Annotated in this window: 13 protein-coding genes; 8 read left to right on the forward strand and 5 right to left on the reverse strand. The window is 72.7% G+C overall.

Features of this window, described 5'->3' with window-relative positions; genetic code table 11:
- Nucleotides 1–74 precede the first annotated feature (74 nt).
- The gene (locus tag FB454_RS25545) at nucleotides 75–1,358 is read left to right on the forward strand and encodes a citrate synthase (protein WP_013286008.1); all 1,284 of its coding nucleotides are present in this window, start codon (nucleotides 75–77) and stop codon (nucleotides 1,356–1,358) included.
- Between the two features lie 177 nt (nucleotides 1,359–1,535).
- Here the strand turns inward: FB454_RS25545 and FB454_RS25550 are convergent, their stop codons facing one another.
- Nucleotides 1,536–2,933 (reverse strand): glycosyltransferase family 4 protein, encoded by a 1,398-nt coding sequence (locus FB454_RS25550; RefSeq protein ID WP_145823659.1) that lies wholly within the window; start codon nucleotides 2,931–2,933, stop codon nucleotides 1,536–1,538.
- A 317-nt stretch (nucleotides 2,934–3,250) separates the two neighbouring features.
- Between FB454_RS25550 and glgX the strand changes: the two genes are divergently transcribed.
- Genes glgX through treZ form a run of 3 tightly spaced genes read left to right on the forward strand, consistent with a single transcriptional unit; the run spans nucleotide 3,251 to nucleotide 9,405 of the window.
- Complete coding sequence (gene glgX, locus FB454_RS25555) at nucleotides 3,251–5,371, forward strand: glycogen debranching protein GlgX (RefSeq protein WP_145823660.1); 2,121 nt, start codon at nucleotides 3,251–3,253, stop codon at nucleotides 5,369–5,371.
- A 3-nt stretch (nucleotides 5,372–5,374) separates the two neighbouring features.
- The gene (treY, locus tag FB454_RS25560) at nucleotides 5,375–7,675 is read left to right on the forward strand and encodes a malto-oligosyltrehalose synthase (RefSeq protein ID WP_145823661.1); all 2,301 of its coding nucleotides are present in this window, start codon (nucleotides 5,375–5,377) and stop codon (nucleotides 7,673–7,675) included.
- Nucleotides 7,672–9,405 (forward strand): malto-oligosyltrehalose trehalohydrolase, encoded by a 1,734-nt coding sequence (gene treZ / locus FB454_RS25565; protein WP_013477019.1) that lies wholly within the window; start codon nucleotides 7,672–7,674, stop codon nucleotides 9,403–9,405. The genes treY and treZ overlap by 4 nt, the downstream gene beginning before the upstream one ends.
- 4 nt (nucleotides 9,406–9,409) lie before the next feature.
- Here the strand turns inward: treZ and FB454_RS25570 are convergent, their stop codons facing one another.
- Both FB454_RS25570 and FB454_RS35520 read right to left on the reverse strand, forming a co-directional pair.
- Nucleotides 9,410–12,226 (reverse strand): BTAD domain-containing putative transcriptional regulator, encoded by a 2,817-nt coding sequence (locus FB454_RS25570; RefSeq protein WP_145823662.1) that lies wholly within the window; start codon nucleotides 12,224–12,226, stop codon nucleotides 9,410–9,412.
- Between the two features lie 121 nt (nucleotides 12,227–12,347).
- Entirely contained in the window at nucleotides 12,348–12,500 is a 153-nt protein-coding gene (locus FB454_RS35520) for a hypothetical protein (protein WP_486485456.1), read from the reverse strand.
- Between the two features lie 696 nt (nucleotides 12,501–13,196).
- Between FB454_RS35520 and FB454_RS25580 the strand changes: the two genes are divergently transcribed.
- Nucleotides 13,197–13,844: a maleylpyruvate isomerase family mycothiol-dependent enzyme gene (locus FB454_RS25580; protein WP_145823663.1), complete on the forward strand. Its 648-nt coding sequence runs from the start codon at nucleotides 13,197–13,199 to the stop codon at nucleotides 13,842–13,844.
- A 53-nt stretch (nucleotides 13,845–13,897) separates the two neighbouring features.
- Here FB454_RS25580 and map read toward each other — a convergent pair whose 3' ends face one another.
- Nucleotides 13,898–14,671, reverse strand: a complete 774-nt coding sequence (gene map, locus FB454_RS25585; protein ID WP_123110421.1) for a type I methionyl aminopeptidase — start codon at nucleotides 14,669–14,671, stop codon at nucleotides 13,898–13,900.
- Between the two features lie 66 nt (nucleotides 14,672–14,737).
- On the opposite strand from map, the gene FB454_RS25590 reads away from it, so the two are divergent.
- From FB454_RS25590 to bla, 3 genes are all read left to right on the forward strand, one after another.
- Complete coding sequence (locus FB454_RS25590) at nucleotides 14,738–15,028, forward strand: helix-turn-helix domain-containing protein (RefSeq protein WP_013477014.1); 291 nt, start codon at nucleotides 14,738–14,740, stop codon at nucleotides 15,026–15,028.
- 45 nt (nucleotides 15,029–15,073) lie between these two features.
- A complete protein-coding gene (locus FB454_RS25595) occupies nucleotides 15,074–15,679 on the forward strand; it encodes a DUF6518 family protein (RefSeq protein ID WP_232236776.1) in 606 nt (201 codons plus the stop codon).
- Nucleotides 15,680–15,831: 152 nt separating this feature from the next.
- Nucleotides 15,832–16,770, forward strand: a complete 939-nt coding sequence (gene bla / locus FB454_RS25600) for a class A beta-lactamase (protein WP_145823664.1) — start codon at nucleotides 15,832–15,834, stop codon at nucleotides 16,768–16,770.
- Nucleotides 16,771–16,794: 24 nt separating this feature from the next.
- On the opposite strand, the gene FB454_RS25605 is transcribed toward bla, so the two are convergent.
- Nucleotides 16,795–18,273, reverse strand: coding sequence for a glutamate-cysteine ligase family protein (locus FB454_RS25605; RefSeq protein WP_013286020.1), 1,479 nt, complete (start codon nucleotides 18,271–18,273; stop codon nucleotides 16,795–16,797).
- Between the last annotated feature and the right edge of the window lie 59 nt (nucleotides 18,274–18,332).

Below are 18,332 nucleotides of genomic sequence, written 5' to 3' on the forward strand. Positions count from 1 at the left end.
GTGTTCTCCGCGCCGTGATTACGGTAGAAGCGAAGGCAATTCAACGAAGATCTTGCCGGCGAAGCGAGGAACAGATGACGGAAGTCAAGCTCGACCACCCCGGTGGGCAGCTGTCGATGCCGGTGCAGTCCGCGGTTGAGGGCCCCGCCGGGATCGGGGTGAGCAAGCTGCTCAAGGAAACCGGGATGACCACGTACGACCCCGGTTTCGTGAACACCGCGTCCTGCTCGTCCGCCATCACCTACATCGACGGTGATGCCGGCATCCTGCGGTACCGGGGTTACCCGATCGACCAGCTGGCCGAGAAGTCCTCTTTCCTGGAGGTCTCCTACCTGCTGATCTACGGCGAGCTGCCGTCCCAGACGCAGCTCACCGAGTTCAGCGAGCGGATCCGGCGGCACTCGCTGCTGCACGAGGAGATGCGCCGCTTCTTCGACGGCTTCCCCCGCGACGCGCACCCGATGGCCGTGCTCTCCTCGGCCGTCAGCGCCATCTCGACCTTCTACCAGGACAGCCTGGACCCGTTCGACTCCGAGCACGTGGAGATGTCCACGGTGCGGCTGATGGCGAAGGTCCCCACCATCGCGTCGTACGCGTACAAGAAGTCGATCGGGCAGCCGCTGCTGTACCCGGACAACTCGCTGGGCTACGTCGAGAACTTCCTGCGGATGACGTTCGGCGTACCGGCCGAGCCGTACGAGGTCGACCCGGTCGTCGCCCGGGTGCTGGACATGCTGTTCATCCTGCACGCCGACCACGAGCAGAACTGCTCCACCTCGACCGTGCGGCTGGTCGGCTCCAGCAACGCCAACCTGTTCGCCTCGGTCTCGGCCGGCGTGAACGCGCTGTTCGGCCCGCTGCACGGCGGCGCCAACCAGGCCGTCCTGGAGATGCTCCAGAAGATCCAGGCCGACGGCGGCGACGTCCGCTCCTTCGTGCAGAAGGTGAAGGACAAGCAGGACGGCGTGAAGCTGATGGGCTTCGGGCACCGGGTCTACAAGAACTACGACCCGCGCGCCGCCATCGTGAAGAAGGCCGCCCAGGACGTGCTCGGCCGGATGGCCAAGCCGGACCCGCTGCTGGACCTCGCGGTGCAGCTCGAGGAGATCGCGCTCGCCGACGACTTCTTCGTGTCCCGGCGGCTCTACCCGAACGTGGACTTCTACACCGGCCTGATCTACAAGGCCATGGGCTTCCCGACGAAGATGTTCACGGTGCTGTTCGCGCTCGGCCGGCTGCCCGGCTGGATCGCGCAGTGGCGCGAGATGATCAACGACCCGGAGACCAAGATCGGTCGCCCGCGGCAGATCTACACCGGCGCCACCGAGCGGGACTACGTCCCCGCCGCCCAGCGCTGAGCGTGCAAGGAAGGGCCCCTTCTTAACGCCTCAGGTAGACGAGGGGCCCCCTTTTAACACGCGGACGACGAAGGCCGCCGACCCTCTCGGGTCGGCGGCCTTCGTCGTGCGTCCGGGGTGCGGGGGCGTTAATAAGGGGCCCTTCCTCTACCTGAGGCGTTAATAGGGGGCCCTTCCTTACCTCAAGCCGGCGGCGGTGAGGAGGTTGCCCTCGGGGACGCGCGGCGTGGGGTGGCCGTGTGCCATGCGGTGCTGGGCGCGGGCCGCGGTGAACGCCGGGTCGCCGGCGATGGCTGCGGCGTACGCGGCAGCCGTGCGGGACGCGATGGCCGCCCAGCCGTACTGCTCGTGCACCATGGTGCGGGCCCGCCGGGCGAGCGCACGCGCCCGGTCCCGGTCGGACAGCAGCGCGTGCACCGCCTCGGCGAGGCCGTCCGGGTCGTGCGGGGCGAACGTCATCCCGGTGACGCCCGGCTCCACGATCTCGGCCAGCCCACCGGTACGGGCGACGGCGAGCGGCGCGCCCGCGGCGGCCCCCTCCAGCGCCACCATGCCGAACGGCTCGTAGATGCTCGGCACCGCGAAGCAGTCCGAGGCGGCCATGACGGCGGGCAGGTCGGTGCCGCCGAGGAACCCGGGCATGCTCACAGTGGCGCCCAGCCCGAGGCGGTGCACCTCGGCCTCCAGTTCCGCCTTGTACGGCCCGTCGCCGACGATCACCGCGCGCAGGCCCGGGTGCCGGTCGCGCAGCCGGGGCAGCCCGGCCAGCAGGTGCTGCACGCCCTTCTCGTACACCAGGCGGCCGGCGAACGTGACCAGCGGGCCGTCGGCGGCGAACCGGGCCCGGGCGGCGGCGACCGCCGACGCGGGCACCCGCCAGCGGTGCGGCTCGACGCCGTTGGGGACCACGTCGACGCGGGCGGCGTCCACGCCGAACAGCGCGCCCACCTCGTCGCGCATGTAACCGGAGCAGACGATCACGCGGCCGGACTCGCCGGCGAGCCAGTGTTCGACGCCGTGGATGGTGCGGTTCATCTCCTCGGGCAGCCAGCCCTGGTGCCGGCCCGCCTCGGTGGCGTGGATGGTGCTGACCAGCGGCACGTCCAGGTGCTCGCGCAGCGTCATCGCGGTGTGCGCGACGAGCCAGTCGTGGGCGTGGATGACGTCGTACGAGCCGGAGGAGGCGGCGCGCAGCGCGGCCCGGGTGAGGGTGTGGTTGAACGCCATGGTCCAGGCCAGCAGCGAGCCGGTGGCGAGGGGGAAGGTGACCGGGTCCTCGGCGGCGCGGACGATGCGGACGCCGTCGGCGTACTCCTCCAGGGGAGCGCCCTCGGCGTGGCGGGTGACGACCGTGACCTCGTGCCCGGCGGCGGCCAGGGCGACTGACAGCGCGTGCACGTGGCGGCCGAGCCCGCCGACGAGCACCGGCGGGTACTCCCACGACAGCATCAGGATGCGCCGGGTCCGGGGCGCGGACCCGGCCGGCGACGGGGGCGCCGGGCGGGAGGTGAGGGTGGGCCGGTGGAGCCGGTCCGTCGCGGTGGCGGGCTGAGCGCCGACCCGCAGAGTGGTCACGTGGATCTCCGTCCATGCATGGTGAGGCACGCCGGCTTCGGTGGCGGCGTCGAGCGGTGGTGAGGGGTGGCCGAACGGCCGGGCGGGCCCGCGCGCGCGTGGGCCCGGATCCAGGAAAGTCCATCCGCCGCCGGTCCGCATCTCGAAAAGGGCGATCGTGACGGATGACACCCGAACGTCTATCCGTTCGCACGAGGGCGGATTCGGTTACGGTCCGAACGGGTGGATTGACGGCGGGTACGACTGGGCATCACCGGCGTGCGCATCGGCGGTTCCCCCTGTCCGGTGCGCTCACGATCATGGGCCGAAGGAGCGACATGCAGGTCTGGCCGGGCGAGAGCTACCCCCTCGGCGCCACGTACGACGGGATGGGCACCAACTTCGCGATCTTCTCCGAGGTGGCGGAGAAGATCGAGCTGTGCCTGTTCGACGAGTGGGACATCGGCACCGAGCGGCGGGTGGAGCTGCGCGAGGTCGACGCGTACGTCTGGCACGCCTACATCCCCGGGGTCGAGCCCGGCCAGCGCTACGGCTACCGGGTGCACGGGCCGTGGAACCCGGCCGAGGGGCTGCGCTGCAATCCGCACAAGCTGCTGCTCGACCCGTACGCGAAGGCGGTCGACGGGGAGATCACCTGGGATCCGTCGGTCTACGACTACGAGGTCGGCGGCGACCCGGACCGGATGAACACCGCCGACTCGGCGCCGTACATGCCGAAGTCGGTGGTGGTGAACCCGTACTTCGACTGGGGCAACGACCGGCCGCCGCGCACCCCGTACCACCACTCGGTGATCTACGAGGCGCACGTGCGCGGCCTGACCATGCGCCACCCGGGCATCCCGGAGGAGCTGCGTGGCACGTACGCGGCGATCGCCTCACCGGTGATGATCGAGCACTTCAAGCGGCTCGGCGTGACGGCGGTGGAGCTGATGCCGGTGCACGAGTTCGTGCACGACCACCGCCTGGCCGACCTGGGGCTGCGCAACTACTGGGGCTACAACACCATCGGCTTCTTCGCCCCGCACCACGGCTACTCCGCGCTGGGCCGCCTCGGCCAGCAGGTGCAGGAGTTCCGGGGCATGGTCAAGGCGCTGCACGCCGCCGGCATCGAGGTCATCCTCGACGTGGTCTACAACCACACCGCCGAGGGCAACCACCTCGGGCCGTCGCTCAGCTTCAAGGGCATCGACACCCCGAGCTACTACCGCCTCTCCGAGGAGGACAGGCGCTACTTCGTCGACTACACCGGCACCGGCAACAGCCTCAACGTCCGCAGCCCGCACTCACTGCAACTGATCATGGATTCGCTGCGCTACTGGGTCACCGAGATGCACGTCGACGGCTTCCGGTTCGACCTGGCGGCCACGCTCGCCCGCGAGTTCTACGAGGTGGACCGCCTGTCCACGTTCTTCGAGGTGGTGCAGCAGGACCCGGTGGTCGGCCGGGTGAAGCTCATCGCCGAGCCGTGGGACGTGGGCCCCGGCGGCTACCAGGTCGGCAACTTCCCGCCGCAGTGGACCGAGTGGAACGGCAAGTACCGCGACACCGTCCGCGACTTCTGGCGCGGCGAGCCGGCCACGCTCGCCGAGTTCGCCTCCCGCATCTCCGGCTCGGCCGACCTCTACCAGGACGACGGACGCCGCCCGTTCCACAGCATCAACTTCGTCACCTGCCACGACGGGTTCACGCTCACCGACCTGGTCTCCTACAACGACAAGCACAACGAGGCGAACGGCGAGGACAACCGGGACGGGGAGAGCCACAACCGGTCCTGGAACTGCGGCGTCGAGGGGGAGACCGACGACCCGGGCGTACGTGTGCTGCGCGACCGGCAGCGGCGCAACTTCCTGGCCACGCTGATCCTGTCCCAGGGCGTGCCGATGCTCGGCCACGGCGACGAGCTGGGCCGCACCCAGCGCGGCAACAACAACGCCTACTGCCAGGACAGCGAGATCGCCTGGGTCGACTGGGACCGGGCCGACACCGAGCTGCTGGACTTCGTCCGCCGGCTCACCGAGTTCCGCAACCGGCACCAGGTGTTCCGCCGCCGCCGGTTCTTCACCGGCCTGCCGGTGGGCGGCCGGGCCGCCGGGTCCGGACTGCCGGACCTGGCCTGGTACACCCCGGACGGCCGGGAGATGACCGGCGAGGACTGGGGCAACGACTTCGGCCGCTCGGTGGCCCTGTTCGTCAACGGCGACGGCATCGGCGAGCGCGGCCAGTACGGCCAGCGCCACCGGGACGACTCGTTCCTGCTGCTGTTCAACGCGCACGACGCGCCGCTGGACTTCACGCTGCCCGGCGAGGAGTTCGGCACCCGGTGGGAGCTGGTGATCAGCACCGCGGAACCCGATCCGGAGAAGACGACGCTCGTCGAGGCGGGCGGCACGGTCTGCGTGCCGGACCGTTCGCTGCTGGTCCTGGAGAGGACGGCCTGACCGATGCCCGACACCCCCCGCTCGACGTACCGGGTCCAGGTGCGTCCCGGCTTCGACCTGGACGCCACGGCCGAGCTGGCGGGCTACCTCGCCGCGCTCGGCGTCACCCACCTCTACACCGCGCCCCTGCTCACCGCCACCCTCGGCTCCACGCACGGCTACGACGTGGTGGACCACCGCACGGTCAACCCGCAGCTCGGCGGCGAGGCCGCCCGCGCGCGGCTGGTCCGGGCGCTGCGCGCGGCCGGGCTGGGCCTGGTCGTGGACATCGTGCCCAACCACGCCGGGGTGGCCCGGCCCGAGGCCAACCCGGCCTGGTGGGACGTGCTGCGGCGGGGACGCGAATCGGCGTACGCGCGCTGGTTCGACATCGACTGGGACCGCGGACGGCTGCTGCTGCCGGTGCTCGCCGACACCGCCGACGCGCTCGACGACCTGAAGCTCGTCGACGGAGAGCTGCGCTACCACGAGCACCGCTTCCCGGTCGCCGACGGCACCGGCGACGGCACTCCCCGGCAGGTGCACGACCGGCAGCACTACGAGCTGGTGAACTGGCGGCGCGGCGACGCCGAGCTGACGTACCGCCGGTTCTTCGCCGTGTCCGACCTGGCCGGCCTGCGGGTGGAGGACCCGGAGGTCTTCGACGCCACCCACGCGGAGATCCTGCGCTGGGTCGCCGCCGGCGAGGCCGACGGCATCCGGGTCGACCACCCGGACGGGCTGCGCGACCCGGCCGGCTATCTCGCCCGGTTGCGCGCCGCCGCACCGGCGAGCTGGCTGGTGGTGGAGAAGATCCTGGAGTACGGCGAGGACCTGCCGGACTGGCCGGTCGACGGCACCACCGGCTACGACGCGCTGGCCGCCGTGTCCGGGCTTTTCGTCGACCCGGACGCCGAACCGGAGTTCACCACTCTGGACGGCCGGCTGACCGGGCGGCACACGTCCTGGGCCGACCTGACGCACGCCACCAAGCTGGAGGCCGCCACCCGGCTGCTCGCCGCCGAGCTGACCCGGCTGGCCGCGCTCGTGCCGGAGCTGCCCGGCGAGCAGGTCCGCGCCACCCTGGCCGAGCTGGCCGCCTGCTTCCCGGTCTACCGCGGCTACCCGCCCGAGGGCGCCCGGCACCTGGCCGCCGCCCGCAGCGAAGCAGGCCGCCGCCGTCCCGACCTGATCGGCGTGCTGGACGCGGTCACCGCCCGGCTGCGCGACCCCGGCCACGAGCTGGCCGCCCGGTTCCCGCAGTTCACCGGCGCAGTCATGGCCAAGGGCGTGGAGGACACCGCGTACTACAGGTGGAGCCGGTTCGTCGCCCTCAACGAGGTCGGCGGCAGCCCGGCCCACTTCGGCGTACCAGCGGCCGAGCTGCACCGGTTCGCCGCCACCCGGCAGGTCCGGTGGCCGGCGAGCATGACCGCGCTCTCCACCCACGACACCAAGCGCGGCGAGGACGTCCGCGCCCGGCTCGCGGTGCTGTCCGAGATGCCCGGCCGCTGGTCCGAGCGGGTCGCCGACTGGATGTCCCGCGCGCCGCTGGCCGACCCCGCGCTGGCCCACCTGCTCTGGCAGACCGCCGTCGGGGCGTGGCCGATCGAACGGGAACGACTGCACGGGTACGCCGAGAAGGCCGCCCGGGAGGCGTCGGTCACCACCAGCTGGGCCGACCCGGACCCATCCTTCGAGCACGAGATGCACGCCCTGGTCGACCGGATGTACGACGATCCGGAACTGCACGCCCAGATCACCGCGTTCGCCGCCGAGATCACCCCGCCCGGCTGGTCCAACGCGCTCGGGCAGAAGCTGGTGCAGCTCGCCATGCCCGGTGTGCCCGACGTCTACCAGGGCACCGAGCTGTGGGAGAACTCGCTCGTCGACCCGGACAACAGGCGGCCTGTCGACTTCGCCGTACGCCGGGACATGCTGGCCCGGCTCGACGCCGGATGGCGGCCCGCGGTGGCCGACGACGGCGCGGCCAAGCTGCTCGTGGTGTCCCGGACGCTGCGGCTGCGCCGCGACCGCCCGGACCTGTTCGGCGGCTACCGGCCGGTGCCGGCGCGCGGCCCGGCCGCCGCGCACGCGGTGGCCTTCGACAGGGGCGGCGCGGTGGCGGTGGCGACCCGGCTGCCGCTGCGGCTGGCCCGCTCCGGCGGCTGGCGGGACACGACGGTGTCACTTCCCGTTCATCAGTGCACCGACTTGTTCACCGGGCGGGTCTACAGTGGTTCTGAGCTGCTCCTGGATGATCTGCTGAGCACCTATCCCGTCGCCCTCCTCGCACCCACCGACTCTGTGGAGGCCGCCGCATGACCGAGTTCACGGTGTGGGCGCCCGAGGCCGCCCGGGTGCGGCTGCGCCTGCCCGGCGCCGCCGACCACGCGATGCGTCAGGGGCCGGACGGCTGGTGGCGGGTCGAGGTGCCCGACGCCGGGCCGGGCACCGACTACGCGTTCCTGCTCGACGACGACGAGCAGGCCCTGCCGGACCCGCGCTCGGCCTGGCAGCCGGCCGGGGTGCACGGGCCCAGCCGGCTCTACGACCACGCCGCGTTCGGCTGGACCGACGCCGCCTGGACCGGCCGGCAACTACCCGGCAGCGTGCTGTACGAGCTGCACATCGGCACGTTCACCCCGGAGGGCACGTTCGACGCTGCGATCGCGAAGCTCGACCACCTGGTCGACCTCGGCGTCGACATGGTCGAACTGCTGCCCGTCAACGCGTTCAACGGCGAGTACAACTGGGGCTACGACGGCGTCTGCTGGTATGCCCCGCACGAGCCGTACGGCGGCCCGGACGGCCTGAAACGGTTCGTCGACGCCGCCCACGCCAAGGGCCTGGGGGTGATCCTCGACGTCGTCTACAACCATTTCGGGCCCTCCGGGGCCTACGCGCCGCGGTTCGCGCCGTACCTCACCGAGCAGAGCAACACCTGGGGCCGCACCGTCAACCTGGACGGCCCGCACTCCGACGGGGTGCGCCGCTACATCGCCGACAGCGTGCTGACCTGGCTGCGCGACTACCACGTCGACGGGCTGCGGCTGGACGCCGTGCACGCCATGCCGGACGGCCGGGCCGTGCACTGGCTGGAGGAGGTCGCCGCCGAGGTCGAGGCGCTGTCGACGCACCTCGGACGGCCGCTGTCGCTGATCGCCGAGAGCGACCTCAACGACCCGCGCCTGATCACGCCCCGCGAGGCGGGCGGGTACGGCCTGCACGCCCAGTGGAACGACGACGCCCACCACGCGCTGCACACGCTGCTCACCGGCGAGCGGCAGGGCTACTACGGCGACTTCGGCTCCCTGGAGTGCCTCACCGACGTGCTGACCGGCGGCTTCTTCCACGCCGGCACCTGGTCCAGCTTCCGGGGCCGCAGTCACGGCCGCCCGGTCGACAGGCAGCGCACGCCCGGCCACCGCTTCGTGGCGTACCTGCAGAACCACGACCAGATCGGCAACCGGGCCACCGGCGACCGGATCTCCGCCACGCTGTCGCCCGGCCTGCTGCGCGTCGGCGCGACGCTGCTGATGACGGCGCCGTTCACGCCGATGCTGTTCATGGGGGAGGAGTGGGCGGCCTCCACGCCGTGGCAGTTCTTCACCAGCCACCCCGAGCCGGAACTCGCGGCGGCGGTCGCGACCGGCCGCCGACGCGAGTTCGCCGACCACGGCTGGGCCACCGACGACGTACCCGACCCGCAGGACCCGCAGACGTTCCTGCGGTCCCGGCTTGACTGGGCCGAGCTGGACAAGCCGGAGCACCGCGAGACGTACGACCTCTACCGGCGGCTGATCGCGCTGCGCCGCTCCCGGGCCGACCTGTCCGACCCCCGGCTGGACCGGGTCGACGTACGCCACGGCGACCGGTTCCTGGTGATGCGGCGCGGCGAGACGCTCGTGGTGGCGAACCTGGCGGGCCGGGCACAGCGGATCAACCTGCCCGGCGTGGTACGCCGCGTGCTGCTCGCCACGTCCGAGGGCGTCACCGTGATGCGCGACGGCATCGAGTTGCCGCCGGAGAGCGCGGCGATCGTGGCGCTCTGAGCGCTCACTGGTGAAGTTTCCGCCGTACCGCCTCGGCGTCGGCGTGACCGAGTTCGTCGAGCAGCACGAGTGACCGCCGCCAGGCGTCCCGGGCCGCGTCCGCTCGCCCGGCCGCCGCCCACGTGTCACCGAGGTGGTCCAGCACGATGCCCTCGGCATGGCGGTCACCGATGTCGGTGAACAGGGCGAGGGCCTGCCGGAAGCAGTCGACTGCGTGCTCGTACTCGCCGAGGTGGTGGTGGGCGAAGCCGATGCTGTCCCACGTGTTCGCCTGCCCGTACGCGCTCCCGGCCTGCTCGGACAGGGCGAGCGCCCGGCGGCAGAAGGTGATCGCGTCGTGGTGCTCGCCGAGCTGCGAGTGGTACCAGCCGATCGCGTTGAGCGCGACCGCCTGCTTGAGCGGGCCGCCGACCCGTTCGTAGAGGGCGAGGCTCCGCCGCGCGTGCGGCAGGGCCTCCCGGGGCTGCCGCTGCCGGTCGTGCAGCATGCTGAGGTCGAAGTGGGTGTGCGCCCGCCCCTCGTCGTCGCCCAGGGCGGCGAACAGGTCGAGCGCGGCGAGCAGGTTGCGCTGCGCCTCGTCGTACCGGCCGAGGTTGGAGCAGGCCCCGGCCAGGAGCCGGTGCGCCTGGGCCTGCGCGGGACGGTCACCCGACCGCCGGGTCGCCTCGACCGCCCGGCGGGCCACTGTGGCCCAGTCGTGCCAGTGGCCCTGCCTGTCGAAGTAGGTGGCCAGGGTCCACGACAGCTGCCCGGCAGCGGTGTCGAGGCCGTTGCCGGCGGCGTAGTCGATGATCGCGAGGAGCACCTGGTGTTCGCTGGTGAACCAGGCCAGCGCGGCCGCCAGGTCGTCGAGCCGTTCGGCGGTCACCCCCGGCGCGGCGGGGGCCAGGGTCAGCGGGTCGCGCTGCGGGGACAGCAGCAGCGCGGCCGCGTGCGCCGTGTGCAGGTGGTGGTCGACCAGCCGGCACAGCGCGGGCCGGGTACCGGCCGGGTCGCCGGTCGCCCGCTCGACCGCGAAACTGCGGACCAGGTCGTGCATGCGGTACCGGCCCGCGACGTGCTCCTGCACGAGATGCGCGTCGACCAGCTCGCGCAGCAGCGGGCGCAGCTCGTCCGGCGTACGGGCGGTCAGGCCGGCCGCCGCGGCCCGGCTGATGTCCGGGCCCGGGGCGAGTCCGAGCAGCGTGAACACCTCCGCCGCGGCCGGTGTGAGCGCCGCGAGCGAGCGGGACAGCACCACGCGCAGGTTCGTCGTCGCCTCGTCGCCGGCCAGCGCGTCCAGCGGGTGGACAGCCGTGGTCAGCTCCGCCGCGACCGACGACAGGGGGAGTTCGGGGTGAAGCGCGGCACGGGCCGCCACGATCCCGAGCGCCAGCGGCAGACCTCCGCAGAAGCGCAGGATGTCCGCGACGGCGTCCGGGTGTTCCGCCACCCGTGCGGCACCCACCTGCCGGACGATCAGCTCGTGGGCCTCGTCGTCGGGCAGCACGTCCAGCGGCAGCGGACGCGCGCCGTGGGTGGTGACGAGGCCGGCCAGCTGCCGGCGGCTGGTCACCAGGACCGCACTCGTGGGCGTGCCGGGCAGCAGCGGGATCACCGTGGCGGTGTCGCGGGCGTCGTCGAGAACCACCAGCAGCCGGCGGCCGGCGACGAGCGTGCGGTACAGCGACGCCCGGGCGTCCGGGTCGGCCGGGACGCGTGCCGGTTCGACGCCGAGCGCTTCGAGGAATCCGCGCACCGCCGCGGGCCACGCCACCGGGTCCGCGGTCGGATCGAAGCCGCGCAGGTTGACGTAGAGCTGCCCGTCGGGGAAGCGGCCGGCGTTGGCGTGCGCCCAGCGCAGGGCCAGCCAGGTCTTTCCGACGCCACCGCCACCACCGATGGACGAGATCACCACCGGCGACCCGCCGCCGTCCGGGCGTCCCGCGTCGCCGAGTTGTTCGTCGAGGCGCGCGAGCTGGGCGGTCCGGCCGGCGAAGACCCCTGGCGACGCTGGTAGCTGCCGGGGCACGGCACCCGCATCCCGTGCCGTGCCGGTGGCCGTCGCGCTTGATTCGCCGCCGCCCGGCAGGTCCGGCGGCGCGATCGCCGCGTCGGCGGTGAGGATCTGCTGGTAGAGCTGTGCCAGCGGCGGGCTGGGGTCCGTGCCGACCTCGGCGGCCAGCCGGCGGCGCATCCGGTGGAAGTGCTCGAGGGCGTCGGCCTGCCGCCCGCACCGGTACAACGCGAGCATCGCCTGCGCCGCCAGGCGCTCGTCCCACGGGTACCGGCCGCTCAGCGCCAGAACGTCGGGGAGAAGGCGGACGTGCCGGCCCCGGCGCAGGGCGATGTCGTTGCGGTCCAGCGCGGCGGCGAGCCGCTGCCGGTCGAGGGTCTGCCGGTAGGCCACCAGCCACGATGTGGTCAGCCCGTCGAACGCCTCGCCGCGCCAGAGACCCAGCGCCCGTTCCAGGCAGCTGATCGCCGTCGCGTCGTCCCCGGCGCGCCGAGCCTGCTCGGTCAGGTCGCGGAAGCGGTGCAGGTCGACGCGGTCCGGGTCGACGGCGAGCAGATAGCCGGGATGGCGCCGGACGATGCGGACCTCGTCCGCGCCGGCCAGGGCCCGGCGGAGCCGGGACAGGTAGCCACGCAGGGTGGCGGTGGCCCCGTCCGGCACCTCGTCGCCCCAGACCCGGCTGATGAGCTGTTCGGTCGCGACGACACGGTTGGGCTCGACCAGCAGGGCGGCGAGGACGCACTGTTGACGGGCGTGACCGATCCGGACCGTCCGGCCGTCGACCCGGACGTCCAGGTCGCCGAGTACCCGGAACTCCACCGCCACGGACTGTCACGGTAGCCGCGGACGGCGATGGTCGGACCGGGCCTGACGACGATCCGACAGGCGGCAGCGCGACGGTCCGCGTTCCCGGTCTCCCGGTGCGCGGACCGCCGTGCCGGCGGGATCACGGGCAGTTGATCGGGAGATCCAGGGTGGGCCGGGGATCGTCGATCACCGCGTCCGGTCCGCAGTCACCGTCGTCCCAGCCGGGGCCGCCGACCAGGGTGTCCACGCCCTGGTCGCCGTAGAGGTGGTCGTCGTTGCTGCCGCCGTCCACGCGGTCGTTGCCGTCCAGGGCGCTGGGCCCGATGAAGCGGTCACCGTGGATGGTGTCGGCGCCGCCGTCGCCGTGGAGGTGTCGTTGCCCAGGTCGCCCCAGATGTCGTCGCCGGTCAGCCCGCCGTAGACGATGTCGTCGCCGCTGTTAGCCTGGATGTCGTCGTTGCCGTCGAGCCCGCAGATGATGTCGTCGTAGACGCTTCCGACGATGACGTTGCGAGTTGTCGTGCCGATGATGAACTCCGGGCCGTTGGCGTTGTTGCTGACGTAGAGCGCGCCGGCGAATCTCAGGGTGTATCCGGCCGGCACCGGCGCCCCGGAGTAGGGGCCGCAGTCGGCGGGGACGATGTAGGCCGCGGACGCCGGGGCGGCGCCACCGGCAAGGCCGGCGGCGGCCAGGACGAGCGCACCGACCACCGAGGCGGCGGCACGCGAGGTGGAGAGGAAACGGTGTGACATGACGCTTCTCCCTTGCGGTTTGATGGATGCGAAAAGCGTCACCGGCGAGCGTTCAGCGGACGTGCAGCAAACGTTGAACCCGACTCGCCCCCGTCGATCTTGGAGTTGTGGCGCCTCGAATGTCGCCGATGTCGGGTTGGTGAACCACCACAACTCCAAGATCGGCAAAGAGGGGAGCGGTGAGTTCGCCGCGGCGGCGCGGTCCAACCTCCGACGGCCCGACTCTGGAGGTTCCATGTCCGACACGCTGACCCGCAGCGAGCTGTGGGCGCTCGCGCACGCCGAGCGCGCCGCCCTGGCCGACGATCTCGCCGGGCTCGACGCGGCGCAGTGGGCGCGGCCCTCGCTGTGCAGCCGGTGGACGGTGGAGGAGACGCTGGCGCACATGACCGCGGCGGCGAGCATCGGCCGCGTCCGCTGGCTCGCGAGCGTGCTCGGCGCCCGGTTCGACTTCGATCTGCACAACGACCGCCGGCTGGCCGAGCACCGGGGCACCGACCCGGGGGAGACGCTAGACCGGTTCCGCCGGATCATCCGCAGCACCACCTCGACGTTCGGGCCGACCGAGGCGTGGCTCGGTGAGGTGGTCGTGCACGCCCAGGACATCCGGCGTCCGCTCGGCCTGACACGGACGCCGTCGGTCGAGGCCGTCACGCCGGTCGCCCGGTTCTACGCCGGGCGGGACTTCACGGTGGCCGGGCGCAGCGCGATCGACGGCCTGCGGGTGGAGGCGACCGACGGACCGTTCACCGCCGGCGCCGGCCCGCTGGTCAGCGGCACCACGCTCGCGCTGATGATGGCGATGGCCGGGCGGGCCGCCTACTGCGACGACCTCACCGGCCCCGGCGTGCCGGCGCTGCGGGAGCGCTGCGCGCCCGCCTGACGACGCCCGGCGGCGGGAACGCGGGAGAACGGCGACGCCTGCCGCAGCGAAGGTCACTGCTTCGGCAGCGTCAGGATCTCCGCGCCGTCGTCGGTGATGGCGATGGTGTGCTCGCTGTGCGCGGTGCGGCAGCCGGTCGCGCTGCGCAGCGTCCACCCGTCGGCGTCGGTGACCAGCGTGGCGGTGTCCGCCATCACCCACGGCTCCAGCGCCAGGAGCAGTCCGGGACGCAGCGTGTAGCCGCGACCGGGGCGCCCGGTGTTCGACACGTGCGGGTCCTGGTGCATCGTCGACCCGACGCCGTGGCCGCCGAACTCGGTGTTGACCGTGTATCCGGCTTCGGTGAGGACCGAGCCGATGGCGTACGAGAGGTCGCCGACGCGGGCGCCGGGGCGGGCCGCGGCGATCCCGGCCTGCAACGCCCGTTCGGTGGCGTCGATGAGCGCGACGCTCTCCGCGGGCCGGGCGTCACCGACGATGAAGCTGATCGCGGAGTCGGCCACCACCCCGCCCAGCGAGACGGCCAGGTCGAGGCTGAGCAGGTCGCCGTCGGCCAGCGTGTAGTCGTGCGGCAGCCCGTGCAGCACCGCGTCGTTGACCGAGGTGCAGATGTAGTGGCCGAACGGCCCGCGCCCGAACGACGGCTCGTAGTCGACATAGCAGGACTGCGCCCCGGCCTCGGCGATCATGCGCTGCGCCTGCCTGTCGATGTCGAGCAGGTTCGTGCCGACGGTGGTGCGGCTGCGCAGCGTCCGCAGGATGTGGGCGACCAGGGCGCCGGTGTCCCGCGCCCGCCGTACGTCGGTGGGGCTCAGGATCTCGATCATGCAGGCGCCTTCCTCACGCGACCAATAAGTATCCCGGTCATGTTATCCCGGTATTAGAATCCTGGCATGGTCAGGTTGCCCCTCACCCCCGCCGAGGTCGAGCGCGGGCAGCGCCTCGGTGCGCTTCTGCGCCGCGCCCGGGGCGAGCGTTCGATGCTGCTCACCGCGCTCGACGCCGGTGTCTCCCCGGAGACGCTTCGGAAGATCGAGTCCGGCCGGGTCGCCACGCCGGCGTTCCCCACCATCGCCGCCATCGCCGACGTCCTCGGCCTCTCCCTCGACGAGGTGTGGGCCGAGATCAACCGCTCCGACGCCGCGGTGCGTCTCGCGCCGTCCGAGCGGCGCCTGGCTTCGTAGGGCCACCCTGCCGACCCGGTGAGCATACTGAGTATGCTCCCCCGCATGCCACCCTCGCGTCGCGCCGTCGCGCTTGTCGTCCCCGTCGCCGGTTTCCTGCTCGGCTTCCTGGACTTCGTCTGGATCAAGTGGGTGCCGTTCCCGTTCGCCGAACTCGGCAACTCCACAGCCACCTGGGCGGTCGCCGCGTTCGCGCTGGGCTGGTGGATCCGGTCGGGCGCGGTGCGCGCCGCCGTGGCGGCCAGCGTCCTGCTGATCGTCGCGGTGCCCAGCTACTACCTGGCGGCGACGCTGCTCCAGGGCGACGACCTCGCCGTGATCTGGTCGCCCACCTCGATCGTCTGGATGGCGTTCGGCGTGGTGGCGGGCGTGGTGTTCGGCGTCGGCGGCATCTGGGCGCGGACCGACGGATGGCGGCGAATCGTGGGGACCGCCCTGCCGGTGGCCGTGTTCGTCGAGGAGGCGCTGCGGTTCGCGCTGAAGTCCGGGTCGTACCCCGGAGCGTGGTGGAACGTCGCGATCGACCTCGCGCTCGCCGCGCTGCTCGTGGTGCTGATCGGCCGGTCCGCCCGGGTGCGGCTGCTGGCCGCCGCGGTGGCGTTGCCGGTGGCCGCGCTCGGCGCTGTCACGTTCGCCGCCGTCGCGGGCTGACCCGCCGCGTCGGCCGGCGAACCACCGGTCCTGGCCGGCGCGGGCGGGCGGCAGGACCACCGCCCCGGCCGAGAGGCTGCGGACCACCGGCGACCGGGATCGGCGACAATGGCCCGAGAACGGCGTGGTCCGGACGACGGGGGAGGAAACGGATGATCCGACGGCAGGTGCTCGCGGCGGCGATGCTCACGGCGACGGCTCTGGTGGCCGGCTGCACCACGGACCGGCCCGAACCCGCACCGGCGACCAGCGCCCCGGCCGCATCCACCGCCCCGGCCACGCCGAGCGCCACACCGAACGCCTCGCCGGTGCCCGCGCCGCCGGAACTGGCGGCCCTGGAGCGGCGCTCCGGCGCCCGGATCGGCATCTTCGCCCTCGACACCGGCACCGGCCGCACCCTCGCGCACCGGGCCGACGAGCGGTTCGCGTACGCCTCCACGTGCAAGGCGCTCGCGGCGGGCGCGATGCTGGCCGCCACGTCGGACGCCGACCGGGACCGGGTGGTCCGCTACCGGCGCGCGGACCTGGTGGCGCACTCCCCGGTGACCGAGCGGCACGTGGAGACCGGGATGACGCTGCGGGACGCCGCCGAGGCGGCGGTGCGGTACAGCGACAACACCGCCGGCAACCTGCTGTTCGACGCGCTCGGCGGCCCGGCCGGTTTCGAGCGGGCGCTGCGGGACGTCGGCGACCAGGTGACCCGGCCCGCCCGTACCGAGCCGGAACTCAACGCGGCCACGCCCGGCGACGAGCGCGACACCAGTACGCCGCGCGCGCTGGCCGGCTCGCTGCGGGCGTACACGCTGGGTGAGACCCTGCCGCCCGCGGACCGCGACCTGCTGCTGGGCTGGATGCGGGCCAGCACCACCGGGAGCGGACTGGTCCGGGCCGGCGTGCCGGCCGGCTGGCAGGTGGCGGACAAGTCCGGCACCGGCGGGTACGGCACCCGCAACGACATCGCCGTGGTGTGGCCGCCGGACCGGGCGCCGATCGTGCTCGCAGTCATGTCCAGCCGGGACAGCCGCGACGCGGAGCCCGACGACGCGCTGGTGGCCCAGGCCGCGCGGGCGACCGTGACGGCGCTGCGCTGACGCGGGGCACCGCGCCGACCCGGCTCAGGGGATCGGCCACTCGTGCACGGGCCGGTTGCTGTGCATCAGGTCGACGTAGTGGCGGACCACCTCGCGCAGCGCCGCCGGCCGGTCCATGTGGTCGGCCGACTCCAGCCGGTGCAGCGTCTCCACCTGCCACGTCGCGCCGTTGCGGCCGGTCAGGCAGCGCTGCTCGACGATGCCGAGCAGCCGATCCCGCTCCGCCGGGTCCAGGCCCCACCGGTCCAGCCCGTGGTGGGCCATCGGCAGCAACCGGCGCAGCACCAGCTCGGTCACCGGCAGGTAGCCCAGCCCGGGCCAGTACACCTGGGCGTCGATGCCGTGCCGGGCGCAGGCGTTGAAGTTCTCCTCGGCCGCGCTGAACGACATCTGCGACCACAACGGGCGGTCGGACTCGGCGAGCGCCCGTACCAGGCCGAAGTAGAACGCGCCGTTGGCGACGGTGTCCACCACCGTCGGCCCGGCCGGCAGCACCCGGTTCTCCACCCGCAGGTGCGGCCGGCCCTTGAGCACGTCGTAGACCGGCCGGTTCCACCGGTAGATGGTGCCGTTGTGCAACCGCAGCTCGGCCAGCTTCGGCACGCCGCCGCTGTGCAGCGTGGCCGCCGGGTCCTCCGGGTCGCAGACCGGCAGCAGCGCCGGGAAGTAGCGGACGTTCTCCTCGAACAGGTCGAACACCGACGTGATCCAGCGTTCGCCGAACCACACCCGCGGGCGTACGCCCTGGGCCTTGATCTCCTCCGCCCGGGTGTCGGTGGCCTGCTGGAACAGCGGCACCCGGGTCTCGCGCCACAGCTCCCGGCCGAAGAACAGCGGGGAGTTCGCGCCGAGCGCCACCTGGATGCCGGCGACCGCCTGGGCCGCGTTCCAGTAGTCGGCGAACTGCGCCGGGCTGACCTGGAGGTGGAACTGGGTGCTGGTGCACGCCGCCTCCGGCGTGATGGTGTCGGCGGTGGTGGCCAGCCGCTCCACCCCGCTGATCGCGATGGGCAGGTCCTCGCCCCGGGCGGCGAAGATCTGCTCGTTGAGCAGCGCGTACCGGGGATTGGCCGACAGCGTCTCGGCGGTCAGGTGCTCCGGGCGCAGCGTCGGCAGGATCCCGATCATCACCATGTGCGCGCCGACGGTACGGGCCTTCTCCTCGGCGGCGTTCAGGCTGGCACGGACGTGCTCCTCGAACGCCGCGGTGCCGGTGCCGGCGAGCCGCCGCGGCTCGACGTTGATCTCCACGTTGAACTGGCCCAGTTCGGTCTGGAACGCCGGGTCGGCGATCGCCTCCAGCACGTCGGCGTTGCGCATGGCCGGGTCGAAGCCGTCGTCGACCAGGTTCAGCTCGATCTCCAGGCCGGTCATCGGCCGCTCCACGTCGAACCGGGACTCGCGCAGCATCTCGGCGAACACGTCCAGGCACCGCCGGACCTTCTCGCGATAGCGGGCCCGGTCCTCCCGGCTGAAGGTACGCACGCCGACGTCCTCGCCCATGGTCACCACCCTGTCACCGTTGGTTCTCCCCAACCTCGCACGGAGTGGCGGGTCAGGAA

The sequence above is a fragment of the Micromonospora sp. CNZ297 genome, assembly GCF_007827625.1.